15 protein-coding genes, 1 tRNA gene and 1 pseudogene are annotated in these 16,833 nt (G+C 41.4%); 13 read left to right on the top strand and 4 right to left on the bottom strand.

Annotated elements, in window-relative coordinates:
- The first annotated feature begins 195 nt into the window (after window positions 1-195).
- From LKO28_RS14190 to LKO28_RS14180, 3 genes are all read left to right on the top strand, one after another.
- Window positions 196-1,314: a Gfo/Idh/MocA family protein gene (locus LKO28_RS14190; protein ID WP_227695668.1), complete on the top strand. Its 1,119-nt coding sequence runs from the start codon at window positions 196-198 to the stop codon at window positions 1,312-1,314.
- Window positions 1,315-1,338: 24 nt separating this feature from the next.
- On the top strand, window positions 1,339-1,674 hold the full coding sequence (locus LKO28_RS14185) for a hypothetical protein (RefSeq protein ID WP_227695667.1): 336 nt from the start codon (window positions 1,339-1,341) through the stop codon (window positions 1,672-1,674).
- Between the two features lie 354 nt (window positions 1,675-2,028).
- Complete coding sequence (locus tag LKO28_RS14180; RefSeq protein ID WP_227695666.1) at window positions 2,029-3,249, top strand: DEAD/DEAH box helicase; 1,221 nt, start codon at window positions 2,029-2,031, stop codon at window positions 3,247-3,249.
- 10 nt (window positions 3,250-3,259) lie between these two features.
- Here the strand turns inward: LKO28_RS14180 and LKO28_RS14175 are convergent, their stop codons facing one another.
- Both LKO28_RS14175 and LKO28_RS14170 read right to left on the bottom strand, forming a co-directional pair.
- Complete coding sequence (locus LKO28_RS14175) at window positions 3,260-3,679, bottom strand: DoxX family protein (protein ID WP_227695665.1); 420 nt, start codon at window positions 3,677-3,679, stop codon at window positions 3,260-3,262.
- Between the two features lie 111 nt (window positions 3,680-3,790).
- Complete coding sequence (locus tag LKO28_RS14170) at window positions 3,791-4,264, bottom strand: Dps family protein (protein ID WP_227695664.1); 474 nt, start codon at window positions 4,262-4,264, stop codon at window positions 3,791-3,793.
- Between the two features lie 110 nt (window positions 4,265-4,374).
- Here LKO28_RS14170 and LKO28_RS14165 point away from each other — a divergent pair, with 110 nt between their 5' ends.
- The 4 genes from LKO28_RS14165 (at window position 4,375) to LKO28_RS14150 (ending at window position 10,298) form a co-directional block, all read left to right on the top strand.
- A complete protein-coding gene (locus LKO28_RS14165) occupies window positions 4,375-6,060 on the top strand; it encodes an RluA family pseudouridine synthase (RefSeq protein ID WP_227695662.1) in 1,686 nt (561 codons plus the stop codon).
- Window positions 6,061-6,216: 156 nt separating this feature from the next.
- Window positions 6,217-8,820 (top strand): DUF5686 and carboxypeptidase-like regulatory domain-containing protein, encoded by a 2,604-nt coding sequence (locus LKO28_RS14160; RefSeq protein WP_227695661.1) that lies wholly within the window; start codon window positions 6,217-6,219, stop codon window positions 8,818-8,820.
- A gap of 336 nt (window positions 8,821-9,156) precedes the next feature.
- Complete coding sequence (locus LKO28_RS14155) at window positions 9,157-9,810, top strand: ankyrin repeat domain-containing protein (RefSeq protein WP_227695660.1); 654 nt, start codon at window positions 9,157-9,159, stop codon at window positions 9,808-9,810.
- 107 nt (window positions 9,811-9,917) lie between these two features.
- On the top strand, window positions 9,918-10,298 hold the full coding sequence (locus LKO28_RS14150; RefSeq protein WP_227695659.1) for a hypothetical protein: 381 nt from the start codon (window positions 9,918-9,920) through the stop codon (window positions 10,296-10,298).
- Here the strand turns inward: LKO28_RS14150 and ribD are convergent.
- Window positions 10,295-11,356, bottom strand: coding sequence for a bifunctional diaminohydroxyphosphoribosylaminopyrimidine deaminase/5-amino-6-(5-phosphoribosylamino)uracil reductase RibD (gene ribD / locus LKO28_RS14145; protein WP_227695658.1), 1,062 nt, complete (start codon window positions 11,354-11,356; stop codon window positions 10,295-10,297). The two genes, LKO28_RS14150 and ribD, sit on opposite strands and share 4 nt — an antisense overlap.
- A gap of 75 nt (window positions 11,357-11,431) precedes the next feature.
- Between ribD and prmC the strand changes: the two genes are divergently transcribed.
- Window positions 11,432-12,304 (top strand): peptide chain release factor N(5)-glutamine methyltransferase, encoded by an 873-nt coding sequence (gene prmC, locus LKO28_RS14140; protein ID WP_227695657.1) that lies wholly within the window; start codon window positions 11,432-11,434, stop codon window positions 12,302-12,304.
- Between the two features lie 219 nt (window positions 12,305-12,523).
- Window positions 12,524-12,596 (top strand) — tRNA-Lys (locus tag LKO28_RS14135).
- Window positions 12,597-12,762: 166 nt separating this feature from the next.
- Here LKO28_RS14135 and LKO28_RS14130 read toward each other — a convergent pair.
- A pseudogene (locus LKO28_RS14130) lies at window positions 12,763-13,032 on the bottom strand (IS66 family transposase); the annotation flags it as partial.
- A gap of 206 nt (window positions 13,033-13,238) precedes the next feature.
- Here LKO28_RS14130 and LKO28_RS14125 point away from each other — a divergent pair.
- The 4 genes from LKO28_RS14125 to LKO28_RS14110 all read left to right on the top strand — a co-directional run bounded on the left by LKO28_RS14125 (window position 13,239) and on the right by LKO28_RS14110 (window position 16,730).
- The gene (locus LKO28_RS14125) at window positions 13,239-14,531 is read left to right on the top strand and encodes an ATP-binding protein (RefSeq protein ID WP_227695655.1); all 1,293 of its coding nucleotides are present in this window, start codon (window positions 13,239-13,241) and stop codon (window positions 14,529-14,531) included.
- A 163-nt stretch (window positions 14,532-14,694) separates the two neighbouring features.
- On the top strand, window positions 14,695-15,384 hold the full coding sequence (locus LKO28_RS14120) for a GNAT family protein (RefSeq protein WP_227695654.1): 690 nt from the start codon (window positions 14,695-14,697) through the stop codon (window positions 15,382-15,384).
- Window positions 15,385-15,578: 194 nt separating this feature from the next.
- Window positions 15,579-16,262, top strand: a complete 684-nt coding sequence (locus tag LKO28_RS14115; protein ID WP_227695652.1) for a macro domain-containing protein — start codon at window positions 15,579-15,581, stop codon at window positions 16,260-16,262.
- 3 nt (window positions 16,263-16,265) lie between these two features.
- Complete coding sequence (locus tag LKO28_RS14110) at window positions 16,266-16,730, top strand: hypothetical protein (protein WP_227695651.1); 465 nt, start codon at window positions 16,266-16,268, stop codon at window positions 16,728-16,730.
- Window positions 16,731-16,833 lie beyond the last annotated feature (103 nt).

Raw genomic sequence — 16,833 nt, 5'->3', positions numbered from 1 at the left:
ATACAAGAAAGATTCCTACAGCGATAAATAAAATCGCAAATATTATTGGTAGTAACATACTGCTATCTGTTTTTAACATGAACATACAGACCACAAAAAAGGTTTAGATTCTCTATATTTAACGCGTAAATCCTGTTAAACCTTTTCTTTTTTTTATTGTTATCTTTAAGTTGTCAAACCCGTAATCCTACTCCTATGCATACACGCAGAGATTTTTTACAGAAGCTTACTTATACTGCTTTGGCTGCGCCTTTGCTATCTGCAGCCCAGCCCTTAACATTTCTTAATTCCAATCACGACACCTATAACGGGCCTGTTTTACGCGTAGCTATTATGGGATTGGGTGGATACGGAACCCGCGTTGCACAAGCTATGGAACTTTGTAAAAAAGCGAAATTGACAGGTTTAATCAGCGGCACACCGAAAAAAGTTCAGCAATGGCAGGCTAAATATAACATACCCGATAAAAACTGCTACAACTATGAAAATTTTGACGAAGTGCGAGACAATCCCGATATTGACGCAATATATGTCATCACACCAAACGCCTTGCATTACGAGCATGTCATCAGAGCGGCAAAAGCTGGGAAACACGTCATCTGCGAAAAACCAATGGCTATTAATGCAAAAGAGGGAGAAGACATGGTGCGAAAATGTAAGGAAGCCAATGTCAAATTATTGGTGGGATATCGTATGCATTTTGAACCAAAAACCCTCGAGGTCGTACAAATGCGCAGAAACGGAGATTTCGGTAAAGTACATTTTTTTCAAGGACAATGCGGCTTCCGTATCGGAGATCCGAACCAGTGGAGGCTAAACAAAGACTTAGCCGGCGGCGGCGCGCTCGTGGATATCGGCATTTACGCCATCAACGGTGCTCGCTATATGTTGGGCGAAGAACCGGTTTGGGTAACCGCACAAGAAACAAAAACCGATCTGGTAAAGTTTAAGGAGGGCGTGGATGAAACGATATTATTTCAATTAGGTTTTCCGAGCGGAGCGCTTGCCGCCTGCCTTTCCACCTATAACATGAATAACCTTGATCGATTTTTCCTAACCGGTGAAAAAGGCTTTGCGGAAATGCAACCTTCTACCGGTTATGGCCCGATAGAAGGCCGAACACATAAAGGCAAGCTTACGCACCCGCATGTCACCCACCAAACCTTACAAATGGATGAAATGGCGGCCATCATCCTGGAAGACACGAATCCAATTATCACCGTCGATGGCGAAGAAGGCTTAAAAGATTTAAAAATTATAGATGCCATTTATAAGTCGTGTAAAACAGGAGAAAAAGTTACATTAGCCCTTTAATAGATAAAACAGATCGGAGATCTTATGAATGAGAAGCAGATAACCTGGAACGAAGCCTATCTTCCCGTCGCTTGGGAGTACCGGGAGGTGGCAGAAGAAGAGATAAAAAAAGAGCGCAGCGGAAAAATTTTCTTTTTTAGCCCAGAAAAGCAGGTGCATGAAGCATCGGGCAAAGTAGTACAATTAGAAGAAGAAAAATCAGCAGGCCTTTTCATCCGGCTGGACACCGGAATTAAAATCAGACTAGACCGTATTATAACACTATTTGGCAAGGTGGGTGCAGCTTATGATGAATACGATGCATACGGCAATTCCTGCATGGATTGTAGCGGGGGATATGAAAAAGATGAGCTGCAATAACCAATATCATTTTCGAATCGCCCGTCCACCCCGCGATGTTCGCGGGGTTTTTGAGCGATCACTCGATTACTAAACAACAAATGAAACAATTTTATATCCGTCAGAACGACGGATCGAGTTTTTTATAACCTAAGAATATCGATTTCTTACCAATCGAACATTCCGATAAACCTACAAAAAAATTATCATTTTCCCAAAAAAACACACTTATTCTTAACACAACCCCAATAAAAACCCGTATTTTCTTGCCAAGAACTCATACACACTCCTTTTCGAGCCCTATCTAATTTATGAAATTTAAAATTTGCTGGATCCGAATAATAACCCTAATTTTATCAAAAATGAATTAAGATATTGAAATTTATTGACTTTGGTTTCTCTCCTAGCCTAGAGGAGGGACTTGACAGCATGGGTTTTGAAGAAGCTACACCCATCCAGGAAAAAACAATCCCGACTATTATAGACGGGAAAGATATTATCGCATGCGCCCAAACCGGGACAGGTAAAACCGCTTCTTACCTTTTACCGATTTTAAATAAAATAGCCGCACATCCGCGCGAAAACATTACGAGTCTTATTCTGGTTCCTACCCGAGAGCTTGCCGTACAAATAGACCAGCAAATTATGGGCTTCGGTTATTTTACCGGTGCAACCTCTATATGCGTATACGGCGGCGGAGACGGGGCAGGTTATGAACAGCAACGACGAGCTCTCCAAGAGGGCGTAAACATTATTGTTGCAACGCCAGGCCGTCTCCTTGCTCACATGGGTTCTGGAAAAGTAAATTATAGTCATTTAGAGCACTTGGTGTTAGATGAGGCCGATCGCATGTTGGATATGGGATTTCACGATGATATCATGCGCATTATCAGTGCACTGCCTAAAAAAAGGCAGAGCCTCCTGTTTTCTGCCACGATGCCGCCAAAAATCCGGACATTAGCCAAGAAAATACTCTTTCAGCCCTTGGAGGTCAATGTAGCAATTTCTAAGCCATCAGAAGGAATCGACCAGCAAGCTTATTTAGTTTACGATGAACAAAAAATGGCGCTAATTAAGCATATTTTAGCTAATCCAGACTATGAAAGCATCATTATTTTTGCCTCTAAAAAAGATATTGTTAAACGACTCCACAGAGAGTTAATAAAAAAGGGAATCGTAGCAGAAGGTTTTCATTCCGATTTGGAACAAGCCCAACGGGAAGATATCATGCAGCGCTTCAAGGCTAGAAGAATAAGAGTGCTGGTAGGCACTGATGTCATTTCTCGAGGCATTGACATTGTCGGTATCAGCTTGGTCGTGAATTATGACGTACCTCCCGATCCCGAAGATTATGTGCACCGTATCGGTCGGACAGCAAGAGCCGCAACGACAGGAACCGCCATTACGTTTATTAACGAAAAGGATCAAAATCGGTTTTCCCGTATCGAACAGCTCATTGAAAGAGAAATACCAAAAACGCCTTTGCCTGACGGTTTTTCAGAAGGCCCCACATACGCACCCCGTAGTGGAACCAAAACGAAAAACACGAACCGTAAAAAGCCTTTTCGTAAATTTCAAAAACGTAAAACGGAATAGCGTCAAGCTATTACCTTTTACGTCTAAAAATCAGGTAGTCTAAACTAAATTTCCCAGGTCCTAAAGCTAAAATAGCCAAGTATCCGACAAAGAAAGCGGTGGCTAGTTCATATTGCCCAAATAAGGCCCAGTTATGCACCGAGAAAGCGACTAGCATGGTTACCAACAAAGGAATTGTGGCCAAGCGGGTCAACAAACCAAGGATTAATAAAATAGAGCAGAAAAATTCCGCGAATATGGCCAAACTCAGTGAAACTGTACCGCCCAGCCCCAACAGATCCATAAATCCGTCTTTCCGTTCATTAAACTCTACCAGCTTGGTATAACCATGGTACGGAATCATCAGTGCGCCGAATCCAATCCGCAAAATTAAAGCCGCAAGGTTAGAAGATAGTGTTCCTTTAGGGACATTCAGAAAAAACTTGGTCATATAAAATAGCTTTTGAGATAGCAAAGATAATAAAAAATAGAGATGCCATCTACCACAGAGCAGTCTTTGGTCGATGGCATCTCTACTTATTAAAAAGACAAGATCTACTGATTAGCGTACATGTGCACGTAACATCCATGCGGTCTTTTCATGTGCCGCCATGATGCCTACTAAAAAGTCTTCTGTTCCCGCATCGTTATGCTCGTCCGCAACAACATCTATCTGCTCACGGATATAAGCAATGATGGCTTCATAATCCGCTAATAATTCTTTGATGTAACCTAATGCGTCATTTTTTTGATAGCCCGTTTCGGTCAGCTGCGATAGCGCTAAAAATTCCTTCATCGTACCCACCGCGTAATGTCCGATAGAACGCACGCGTTCTGCAATTTCATCAATGGTTTCTGCTAATTCGTTATATAACGTTTCAAAGAATAGATGCTGCGCATGGAAATCAGGCCCTTCCACATTCCAATGTGCATTGCGAAGTTTAACATACACCACATGCTCATCCGCCAATAGCTTATTTAAAATAACAGCAACTGCCTTTGTGTCTTTTTCTTTTATACCAATATTGATCTTCATAGTGTTTAATTAAATTAAAAATTATCGAGAGTTGAATCCCTTTCGAACCACCACAATTTACGAAAAATTGTTGTTTTTTCCTATTTTCGCAGCATAAAACTCAGATTTGCATGGCTGTCAACGATCCAAAATTTTTTCATCATTTCCAATCGGATATTACCGGAGCTACCAAGCCTGAGGTTTTTACCTTTCCCTTCTGTTATGACCCTGACGAACTGAGCAAAATAGCCGTAAAAGAACTACAGCGTTATCTGGAAGAGCAACAAGATTTCACCCACAACTTTGGTTTAACCGAAACCGGCACTGTTCCTATTGGCAAAATGTTCGGCGTATTAGTCGTAGAAGGAGAAAAAGGACAACTAGGCTACTTAGCCGCCTGCTCCGGAAAACTGGGGGGCACCAACCAGCACACCTATTTTGTTCCACCCATTTTCGATATGTTGACAAAAGACAGCTTCTTCCTTCAGGAAGAAGAACAGATTAACACCTTAAATAGACAAATAGACGAACTCGAAGCCTCGCCCGATCTTGCTCAGCTACTTCAACAACATGCCGAAGCACAACAAAATGCAGATGCCGCACTTAGTGCCTATCGCATCCATATGAAAGCGGAAAAAACCAAGCGTAAAAAAACACGAACAAACAACAAACCCCTACTATCCGAAGCCGACTACCAATTGCTAGAAACGGATCTTATCAAACAAAGCTATCGGGATCAGCACGAATACGCTCTACTTAAAGGCAAGTGGCAAGAGGAGCTCGCATCCTTGCAAACTTCGATTCGCGACAAACACCAGCAAATAGAAGAATTAAAGCGTAGCCGCAAATTAAAATCCACCCAACTTCAGCACCGCCTATTCGAGCAATACCAATTTCTGAATGCACATGGAAAAACCAAAAGTGTATTAGCGATATTTTCGGAAGGGAAACAACTTCTACCTCCCGCGGGTGCCGGAGAATGCGCAGCACCCAAGTTGCTCCAATATGCCTATCAACACCAACTCAAACCCATCTGCATGGCCGAGTTCTGGTGGGGCATATCTCCGCCTTCAGAAGTTAGAAAACACAAAAGCTTCTATCCAGCCTGCAAAAGCAAATGCGAACCCATTTTATCACATATGCTCCAGGGATTAGCGGTAGCACCGGATCCCATGCGCGTCAATCCGGCAGAAGGGCGTACCTTCGAGGTGGTTTATGAAGATCAGGATATTATCGTGGTTAATAAACCATCAGAGTTTCTCTCTGTACCCGGCATTCATATAACCGACTCCGTTTATACCCGCATCCTGGCACAGTACCCCTCGATATCCGGGCCCGTCATTATTCACCGCTTAGACATGTCGACTTCGGGTCTGCTCGTATTGGCCAAACACAAAGAAGCCCATCAATATATTCAAAAACAATTCATCGAACATACCGTCGTAAAACAATATACCGCCATACTCGATGGCATATTGACGGAGTCTGCCGGCCTGATTGACCTACCGCTACGGGTTGACCTCGACGATCGACCCCGACAAGTAGTCTGCTATCAACACGGGAAACCTGCGCAAACAAAATTCAACGTAATAGGCCACGAACAAGGAAGTACCCGTATACATTTTTTTCCCATCACCGGGCGCACCCATCAACTCCGCGTGCATGCCGCTCATCATAACGGCCTTCACATCCCCATCTTAGGCGACGATCTATACGGGCAACGGGCAGACCGGCTACATCTTCACGCAGGCAAACTTGCGTTTGTCCACCCTCGGACCGGAGAATACGTTACCTTCACCGCAGAAGATCCTTTTTAGAATTACCGTCCGACCTTTATTATCAAGAAAACGTCACATTCCACAAGGGGATCCTATCCGTCTTTCAAAATCCACTAAAGTATTATTACTTTTGTCGACGCCCTTTTAACCTGACTAACAAGGTATAAAAGTCAAAAGGGTAATAAAGTTAGACATATGTCAAGTTATCGCGTGCTATTATTAACTACCAACAGTTTGTTGGCGTACAAAAAAGAGCTAGGAATGCTCCTAGTATTCCTCTTATATTCATACGTGTCATTCGGGCAATCGCTGCACTTAAAAGGAAAAGTGATGGATGTGACGAACAAAGCGCCCATCGGCTATGCGACCGTTGCGGCCGTCGGCTCCACCACCGCCTCCTCCACTGATGACGAAGGTAATTTCATCTTAAAAGTAGAACCCAATTTCTCTAAAATCCGTATCTCTTTTGTCGGATATGAGTCACAGGATATCAGTATCGGTAATGAAACTTATCAAGAGCTAACGGTGTATTTAGTACCTGAGGAGAATACCATTGAAACCGTAGAAATTAGCGCCCCGCGACGAGCGAGGTATTCGAATAAAAACAATCCGGCGGTCGAACTTATCCGTAAAGTTATCGCGCATAAAGATGAAAACCGCATCGCATCCTATGAATACGCCGAATATCGCCAATACGAAAAAGTATCCCTAGGGCTGAGCAATTTATCCGAAAAATTTAAAAACCGGAAAATATTCAAAAACTACCAATTTCTATTTGAGAAAGAAGACGTAGAAACCGGCAATAGCAAGGGCTATTCCCTACCTGCTTTTATTGAAGAGCGCCTGTCACAGGTGTATACACGTAAAAAACCAAACAAAACGAAGCAACTTATCTTAGCGGAACAGCGTGCACAGTTCGACCCTAAATTCGTCGACAACGACGGATTAAGCGCATACTTCAACAAGCTTTATCAGGACATCGATATCTATGAAAGCAATATTGAATTGGTTACCAATCAATTTTTAAGCCCCATAGCCGGTGCTTCGCCTACATTTTATCGGTTTTACATTACCGATACGATCAAAACAGAAATCCCCCACCTAGTTGAACTCAGTTTTTTTCCACGCAATAAAGCCGATCTCCTCTTCCAGGGAAGATTATACATTACACTAGACGGAAAATATGCCGTAAAACGGGCCAACCTCAGTGTAGCCGACGATATTAACCTAAACTTTGTCCGTGATCTAGACGTGAAGCTCGACTTCGCACAAGACAGCCTTCAGCGTTACTATTTAAAAACAAGCACGTTAGGATTAGACTTTTCGCTCACCGACAAAGGCACCGGTATTAAGGGTACGCGGACCGTGACCTTCGATGACTTTCGGACAGGCATCGCACAACCCGACAGTGTATATGCCGGTGCTCCCGTCGTGAAGATGATAGCAGAAAACGACACCACGATGGATGAAACCTATTGGGCCACCCATCGTCCCATTGCGTTAAAACCCAATGAACAAAATATATACCGTAACATCGACACCTTACAGCTGATTCCATCCTTTCAACGCTTTATGGACATCAGCGCATTGATCCTATCCGGTTACAAACAAGCCGGTCCCGTCGAAATCGGCCCAGTCAATACCTTTTATAGTTTTAATCCGGTAGAAGGATTCCGGCTACGTTTAGGCGGCCGTACCACCGATCGCTTAAGTAAGCGGTTTTACGCAGAAGGTTATACCGCATACGGATTCAAAGACGAAAAGTGGAAATATTTCCTGAGCGGAACCTACGCTCTCAATAACAAGTCCGTCTACACCTTTCCGCAACATTACCTGCGGGCATCCGTTATGCGAGACACCAAAATTCCGGGCCAGAATCTCGACTTTGTACAGGAAGACAACTTTTTACTGTCGTTTAAACGCGGTGAAAACGAACGTTACCTCTACAACGACATCTACCGCTTGGAATACAAAAGGGAGTTTGAAAGCAACTTCTCTTATCTCTTGGGGTTGTCTAAGTGGCGTCAACAACCAGCCGGCATACTCACCTATCAGATGCTGGACGAATCCGGAAATAACAGATTGTTCCATGAACTGAACACCACGGAACTATCCGTAAGTTTACGCTATGCCCCGAACGAAGAATTTTATCAAGGTAAGTTATACCGCACACCTATATACAATAAATACCCTATCTTTTATTTCAATTACATCGCGGGGCTAAAAGACGTATTGGGCGGAGAATATGACTACCATAACTTTACCCTGGGCGCCGATAAGCGATTTTATTTCTCCCAGCTAGGCTATGCCGATGTTAACATAGAAGGAAATTATATCTTAGGCGAACAGATCCCCTTCCCTTTTCTGAATATTCATCGAGCCAACCAAACTTACGCTTATCAACTACAGTCGTACAACCTTATGAATTTTTTAGAATTCGTGAGTGACCAATCGGTGTCCGCGAACGTACAATATTACATGAATGGGTTTATATTGAACAAGATCCCCCTGATCAAGAAATTAAAATGGCGCGAAGTGTTCAGTGTAAAAGCCATTTATGGTAGTCTGCGTAACGAAAATAATCCCGCTTACACCAACGAAGTATTCCAGTTTCAAAAAAATGATGACGGTAAGCCGATTACTTATGGATTCGGGAGTAGCCCTTATGTAGAAGCAAGTGTTGGTTTAACCAATATCTTCAAATTTATCCGTGTAGACTATGTCAAAAGGCTAAATTACCTGGATCAGCCCGATGTACCCAAACATGGTATACGCGTTCGGGTTAAATTTGATTTCTAATGCACAAACAACACTGCACTATGGAAAAACACACGCGCTAAAATAAACAAAGTTTGGTGGGTACTAAAAAACAAGGGCCGAATGATGAAATCCGGCCCTACATCTACCTATGAAAAACATGCCCTTTGGGAGGGCTTGTACAAAAGTAAATTTTATATCTACATTCCTTCCCGGATCCTTCGCGTTTATTCTAAAATGTCGACATATAACTACACGTCACGCGACAACCCACCCCCTAGCGTATGAGCGATATTTTTTAAACACCCAGTATCTTATTCACATTTCATCTATTTTTCACAAAATTTTACTTAATTCGTGTACTTCAAAAGAGATGCAATGAGCTTATATAAGTTAGAAGAATATATTGAGACCGGAAATCACCACGATTTGGAAATATTATTGACGGAACAACCGGCATTATTGAGAGAGCAGACCAGCCACGATATATCCCCGCTCTTGCTCGCTTGCTACTACCACAAAGACCAGGTTATTAAAACCATACTCAACCACCTCACAACAATCACGATCCATGAATCTGCCGCCATCGGATTAGCCCAACAGATCGAATCCATGCTCAAACAAAAACCGGAAGTCCTAGACGAGATTTCCACACATGGTTTCACCCCTTTGGGCATCGCGACACATTTTGGACAGGAAAAAGTCATTCGTACCCTTCTCGCCAACGGAGCAGATCCCAATATATGTTCTCAAAATGGCTATTCCGTATACCCCTTGCATACGGCACTTACCGGCGGTTACGATCAAATCAGTAAAATGCTCATTGAAGCAGGCGCACACGTAAATGTCACCCAACATGCGCGGATTACACCGTTACATATCGCCGCACAACAAGGCAATATCGACATGATTATCATCCTGTTAGAAAACGGAGCCGATATCACGGTTAAAACTGAAGCAGGCATGAGCGCATCTGATCTGGCACTGGAAAAAGGCTATAAAGAAATCGCCGAAATATTACGCGTTATTTAGTTCCTCCTGAAGGATAGCCCAATCGAAATCTAAAAAAATAGAAGCATATTTTTTCGGAGTACTTTTCTTTTTATTATCTTTAAGATAAATTATAAACTCCAACGGCTATGCACACTAAAACGGAATACCTGATTTGGGATAAAATTGTCAACAGTGCGAAGGGAAGAATAGATATCAACGATTATGGTGAAAAAGCAAAAACAATCAGTCCCGAAATTTTGGATAAATTGATATTACATATCATTGCCGCTTTCGCTTCGGGGGAAGAACACTGCAGCATCTCTACCAATCTACACAATGAATTACATCATATCGGCATCGAAGTTCACGAAGAGGTCATTGATAAAATCGTCTCCGATAAACACGTTGTGTTTAGCGCAGAGATATATGCCGCTTACCTCACCTTCTCGATGCTAGAAGACGGCCATACCGAACAAGAAGTACTCGGATATGTCACCGACCTGCTAGACACGCCGAAAATACATTAAGCTTCAGACTTACGAAAATACGTCTGTAAAAAATCGTCACCAACTTTTTGGATCGCATCTACTGCCGCTGTCAAATTCGGTGCAGGTTTACCCTGTCCCTGCCGATTTGGAGAAACAAACACCCGTGCCTCATCCCACATACCTGCGTCGATAAAAGATTGTAAGGTTTTTGCTCCCCCCTCAATCAGGACAGACGATACATCCATCAGGTAAAGTTGATACATCAGTTGTTGCGGAAGATAAAGATCAAAATTCTCTAAGGCGATCAACTTCCGATTTTTCTGCCAATCGGTGTCGTGCGCATTAAACACAATCGTTTCGGCCTCCTCATTAAAAATTTTCGCATCCGCAGGCACCCGAAGATCTTTATCGATTAAAATGCGTTTGGGGTTTTTACCCGTCCATAAACGGGTCGTCAAGGCAGGATCGTCGATCATCGCCGTCGCCGTACCCACTAAAATTGCATCCTCCTCCGATCGCCATTTATGGACGAGCTGCTTGCTAGCTCTATTACTGATCCACCGTTGTGCAGCTTCCTCCGGAGAGAAAAATCCATCCGCGGTTTGCGCCCATTTTAAAATCACGTACGGTCGCTGCTGCAGGGTACGCGTAAAGAATCGTTTGTTGATCGCCCTACACTGCTCCTCCAACACACCTACCCTAGTCGTGATCCCCGCTTGCTTAAGCCTTTCTAAGCCCTGTCCGTTAACTTTTGCAAAAGGGTCGAGGCAGCCAATCACTACACATTCAAACTGCAATTCGGCCAGCATATCAGCGCAAGGCGGCGTTTTTCCATAGTGTGCACAAGGTTCAAGACTCACATACATGGTAGCCGTACGAAAACGTTGCTTAGCTTCCGCCTCTCCCCACCGGCTATAGGCATCCTGCACCGCATTTACTTCCGCATGTGACCCACCATAGGGAGACGTATAACCTTCTCCAATGATAAAACCCTCGTGCAAAATGACCGCCCCCACCATAGGATTAGGGCTCACCGTTCCCGCTCCCAGTATGGCTAAATCTAGGCAACGTTGCATGTATCTCTCGTCTGGTACCATGTTACAAACTTAGTACTTACCAAAGAATATAGAAAGAGCAATCTGCTTTTGTAAGTTTGTCCGTATTTTTGTCACATGAAAAATTACAAAGATCTAGCAAACCATTATCAGGAAGCTTTATCCACACTATATCCCCCAGCGGAAATCAAACAGCTATTTTTAATGACCTATGCATTTGTGACGAACCAAAACAGCGTACATTATACCTTAAATAGCACCCAAGAAATTACCGAAACACGCGTCCAGGAATTTATCCAAGTATTGGATGAGCTAAAAACCGGGCGTCCCATACAGCATATTCTCCAGACAGCCGATTTTTACGGGCTGCAGCTATCGGTCAATGAGCACACCTTGATCCCCCGCCCAGAAACAGAAGAATTGGTCGCATGGATCATTCAAGAACATCAAAATCGCGAAACCTTATCCATCCTCGATATCGGAACGGGATCGGGCTGCATCGCGCTGGCGCTCCAGAAACATTTGCCACATGCCACCGTGGATGCCATCGATGTGCAAAACGAAGCCCTAACGATCGCTCGTTCAAACGCGGCAAAACTGCATCTTTCCGTAAACTTTATAGCAGCCGATATCTTAGAGTGGGATAGCTTTATGCAACCGAACCAACAATACGATATTATCGTGAGCAATCCTCCCTATATTACACCAGCTGAACAAAAAGACATGCACCAAAACGTATTGCTTTACGAACCACACAGCGCACTTTTTGTAGAAGATCAGGCTCCTCTCCTATTTTATGATGTGATCGCAGAAATGGGAAAACAGCATTTATCGCCTAGCGGAAACCTTTATTTTGAAATTAACCAGTACTTAGGCGCAGAGACTTGTGACCTCTTATCAAAAAAAGGCTATACAGCAATCACCTTACGACAGGATTTAAATCAAGCGGACCGCATGATAAAAGCAAGTTTTAACCCGCACGGAGACTAAAAAGCCTGCATGAAGGCACAATTAATAGCAAGAAACCAACAAGATTTACTCAAACTCATAGGGGGATGCATAAATTTGATGGTTTCATCACCATAAAAATGCAATTATATTTCGATGAAAAACAATTGGTTAAAGACTTAGGTGAAAAATAACCAGCGATCTATTTGGCAGAAGTGAACATTTTTTCTACCTTTGCAACACTTCAAACAAACGAAGTAAGATTCCGTAGCTCAGCTGGTAGAGCAATACACTTTTAATGTATGGGTCCTGGGTTCGAATCCCAGCGGGATCACAAACAAAGCTCAATCGAAAGATTGGGCTTTTTTTGTGCCCGCCGGATTCGAACGAAGGGTTGGGATGGGTTCGATTCTAGAAGGTTCAGGCATGAGTTTGGGCCATGTGGGACTGAACCACTCCCAGCGGGATCACCTCTTGGGACAAGGTATCCGCCCGACGAACTACATGTTTGATTCCTGAAGATTATTCTTAAAGTTCTGCGGGTAGAGATCTTTTAAGTTTTTGTGGTTGATTGACATGATATTCTCCAAGGTGTATTTCAGCCATTGGTACGGGTTCACATCATGCTTTTTGCAAATGGCAAATAACGAATAGATCATTGCCGATCTTTGTGCTGCCTCATGACTTCCCGCGAAGAGATAGTTTTTTCGTCCCAGCGCAATTGGACGGATGGCATTCTCTGCAAGGTTATTATCGATCTGTAGGTTTCCGACTTGGCGCAATGGCGGGTTAAGTGCAAAATTGAACTTTCGCCTTTTTATCCGCCAAAAGCTATTTGCTTTTGTTTTTTATTAAATTTACAAAAAGGCTCACAGCTTTGGCTACGTTTCGGTCTGAATTGAACTTTCGCTCAATTCAAGCCCGCACTTCGGCAAGCCGCGGCCCGTTACCAGCAATTATAAAGACAATCATCAATATGAGACAAACAAACCAAGTTTACGGAGTTTCAAACGACTTAATCGATACATATATTGAAAGACCATTAGTTGATGAAACATTTACAAAAGGACTACAGAAAAACAAGCATATTATCATTTATGGTGCATCAAAGCAAGGGAAAACATCATTGACAAATAAGCATTTGACCGAAAAAGAATTTGTTAAAGTCAATTGTTCTCCTACTTCTTCCACATTAGACATTTACAATTCAATCGCAAGACAATTAGATATTGAAATATTGGAATCTCACGAGGTTACAACAAACGTAGGAGGCGAAGCAAAGGTTGGACTTAAAGCAAAAGTTAGAATCCCTTTTTTTGGCGGTGCTGATGCGGAAACAGAAGCCACAGCTACCACTGGAAAAGGAAATGGAAAATCTTTTAGGGTAATTGACTTTAATTTGGCTTTAGCTCAAGACCTTTCAGAATTACTAAGAAGCATAAACTTCAACAAAAGAATAATTCTGGAGAATTTCCATTACCTAAGTGAGGATGTACAAAAACAATTGGCTATTGATTTAAGGATTTTTGAAGATTACAATATCTTGTTTATAGTTTTAGGAATCTGGCGTGAAAAGAATCGATTAGCTCAGTTCAATGGCGACTTATTAGACCGAGTGATTGAAGTTCCGGTAGAACCGTGGGAACGAGAAGACTTAAAAAGAATTGTTGTAGAAGGACTACCATTATTGAATGCTACATTTGAAAATATTGTAGACTATATCATTGATAGTTGTTTTGATAGTGTCGGTGTTTTTCAAGAAATCTGTAAGGAATCATGCTATGCTGCAGGTATTAATGAAACAAGTTCTAACCTTGTTGAAATTACTAAGAATAATGTTGATGCAGCTATTACTAGGAAACTTGAGGACTATTCAAGTAGGCATACAAGATGTTTAGAGAGTTTTATAGAACAAAAAGCACGTTCTTCACAGGAAGTACCATTGTATATTCCATACTACTTTATTAAGGTGCTATTTGAAGAAACAATTGATGATATTATTAAAGGCTTGAAGAGAAAGCCCCTACAAGAAAAAATTAAAGCAATTCACCACCGACCAGACGATGTAAGACCATCAGATATGGGATACTTCCTTAAGAATCTCGTGGCGAGTCAAGTTTCAAAAGGCATTTCACCGCCAATCTTTGATTATGATAATAGTACGAGTTCTATCAAAATAATTGACTCTACATTCTATTTTTTCATAAAGAATTGCGATAGAAAAGAATCCGTAGAAAACTTAGCTGTACCAGAAGGATTAGAAGAATAACTGCTGGTAACACGGGTTTTGCGTCAGGCGAGCAGACGTGCAAACTTTGAGCTTTGTAGTTCTATTGAACTTTAGTAATAAATTGAAACTTTGTGCTCCGAAATCCGCCACTTCGCCAAGCCGCGAACCGTTACCTGCAAGTGTAAAAGACGACAAGAACGAAATGACTGAAAAATATTTAAAAACATTAATTGACAAACTCAACAAAAATAAGACAGGCGGACTTATTCAATTAAGACCACTTTCTGCTACCGTTGACTTTGCGAAAGTTTGGACTGAAAAACCTAAGCCAACGGACAATATTTCATCACCAGATGGACCATATAATTTTTACTTTATTAAAAATTTGGACGGCTTATATGTTGCGACAGTTTTAGATATGTGGAGAGACTTGCATTGGTTCGTTGACAAAAAACAAAGACAGAAAGGACATTTAACCAAGGCAATGAAAGAAACGATTTTATTTCATTTATTTCAAGAAAGAGAAGAACAACGAATAACAATTGACAAAAATCAAATAGGTGAAATAAATTTTATAGCATCACAAAACGTTGCACTAAATCTTGGTTTTATTAAAGCCGACAATCACGACTACATCTTGACAAAAGAGAAGTATAAAACAGAAAATTACATTTACGGACAAAACACTCAATTAACAGAAGAAAGACTAACTGAACTTAAAAAAGAAATTAATTTTTTGGGACGTTCTTTATGGGTTATTCAATCCGAAATAGAAATGAAACTCGGTGATGCAGACTATGCAGAAGAACTAAAAGAACTCATTGACGAGATAAAAAAACACACCTGGCGACTTGAAGATGTTTGGTGGGAAAGTAAAAATGCAACAGTATGACAAAAAAGAACACCGAAGCGATAACAGGCGTTTGGCTCAATAGCAGGTGACGTGGTTAATTGAACATCCTACCCCGCATCAACTTTTGTGGTGTATTGACAGTTTTGTGCTCCGAAATCCGCCACTTCGCCAAGCCCCGAAACGTTAGCAGCCATTTTAGGGGGACACCCACCAAACAAGAGTAAATTGAACAAATGAAAGTAATAACAGGAAATATATTTAGGACAGAAATGCAGACCATAGTAAATACTGTAAACTGTTTCGGTATTATGGGTGCAGGACTTGCTTTAGAATGTAAATACCGTTATCCTGATATGTTCGTTCGTTACAAAGAAATGTGCGACAAAAAGCAATTAGATATTGGAAAATTGTATCTATATAAGACGCACCAAAAATGGATTTTAAACTTTCCAACAAAATTTCATTGGAAATATGAAACCAAACCAGAGTATTTAGAAAAAGGACTAAAAAAGTTTCTTGAAACATACAAAGCGAAAGGGATAAGTTCAATCGCTTTTCCTTTGCTTGGTGCACATAATGGTGGTTTATCTAAGGAACAATCTCTCGAACTAATTGAAAAGCACCTCAAAGGGATTGATATTCCGTTTGAAGTATATCAGTTCGACCCAAAAGCACCTGACGACCTTTACGAAAATTTTAAAACCGCCTTTCTTTCAACAGACACAAACACATTGAAAAAATTAACGGGACTAAAGGAAAATAAAATTAGTCAGTTACTTGAAATAGTAAATTCAACAGAAATTAAAAATATGGGACAAATAGCAAGTCACAAAGGTATTGGAGAAACAACACTTGAAAAATGCTTTAACTACGCTATGCGTTCAGACACGCTAAACATTCAATTAAATCTTTTTTGAGTTATGAACAAAAACCAAGCAAAACAACATTTAATACAATCAATTTCAAACCTTCAACAAAGAAGAGGAAGCCTTACTGTTGCAGATTTAGAAGCAGAAGTGATTAATAACACTTGTCTTTTTGTTCTTAAAAACCAAAAAGAAAAAATGCGCCAAGGAAAAACTATTGAGGAAATGTTTTTAGGAGCATTGAACTCAACACAAGACTTCATTCCAATTACATCAGCATTCACAGAAGCAGCAATGGAGCTTTTTCCGGGACAATACACAGAACAACACGCTATAATGACAACAATGGGTGTCCAACAAAATGTTGCTTGGGACGGTATGTGGGACTTTTTAAGAGATTATTTTCAAAAAAATCACGGCATTCAAATAGACGACACCGAAACTGAAGCTGCTATTTTTTATTCAACCAAACACAAACGTTATGAAAATGGGACTTTAACTTCTGTAAGCTTCCCCTAAAAAAAGACTGTTAGAGAATAGAAAAATGATTAATAACTTTAACAGTGTATTATGAAAGGAAAACGATTCAAACCAGAGCAGATCAGTAAGATCCTTAAGGAAT

It is taken from the genome of Sphingobacterium sp. FBM7-1, assembly GCF_020687765.1.
In the GTDB taxonomy this organism is placed as follows: Bacteria; Bacteroidota; Bacteroidia; order Sphingobacteriales; family Sphingobacteriaceae; genus Sphingobacterium.
Note: the sequence above shows the minus strand (reverse complement) of the source record. Positions and strands in the feature narration are given on the sequence as shown.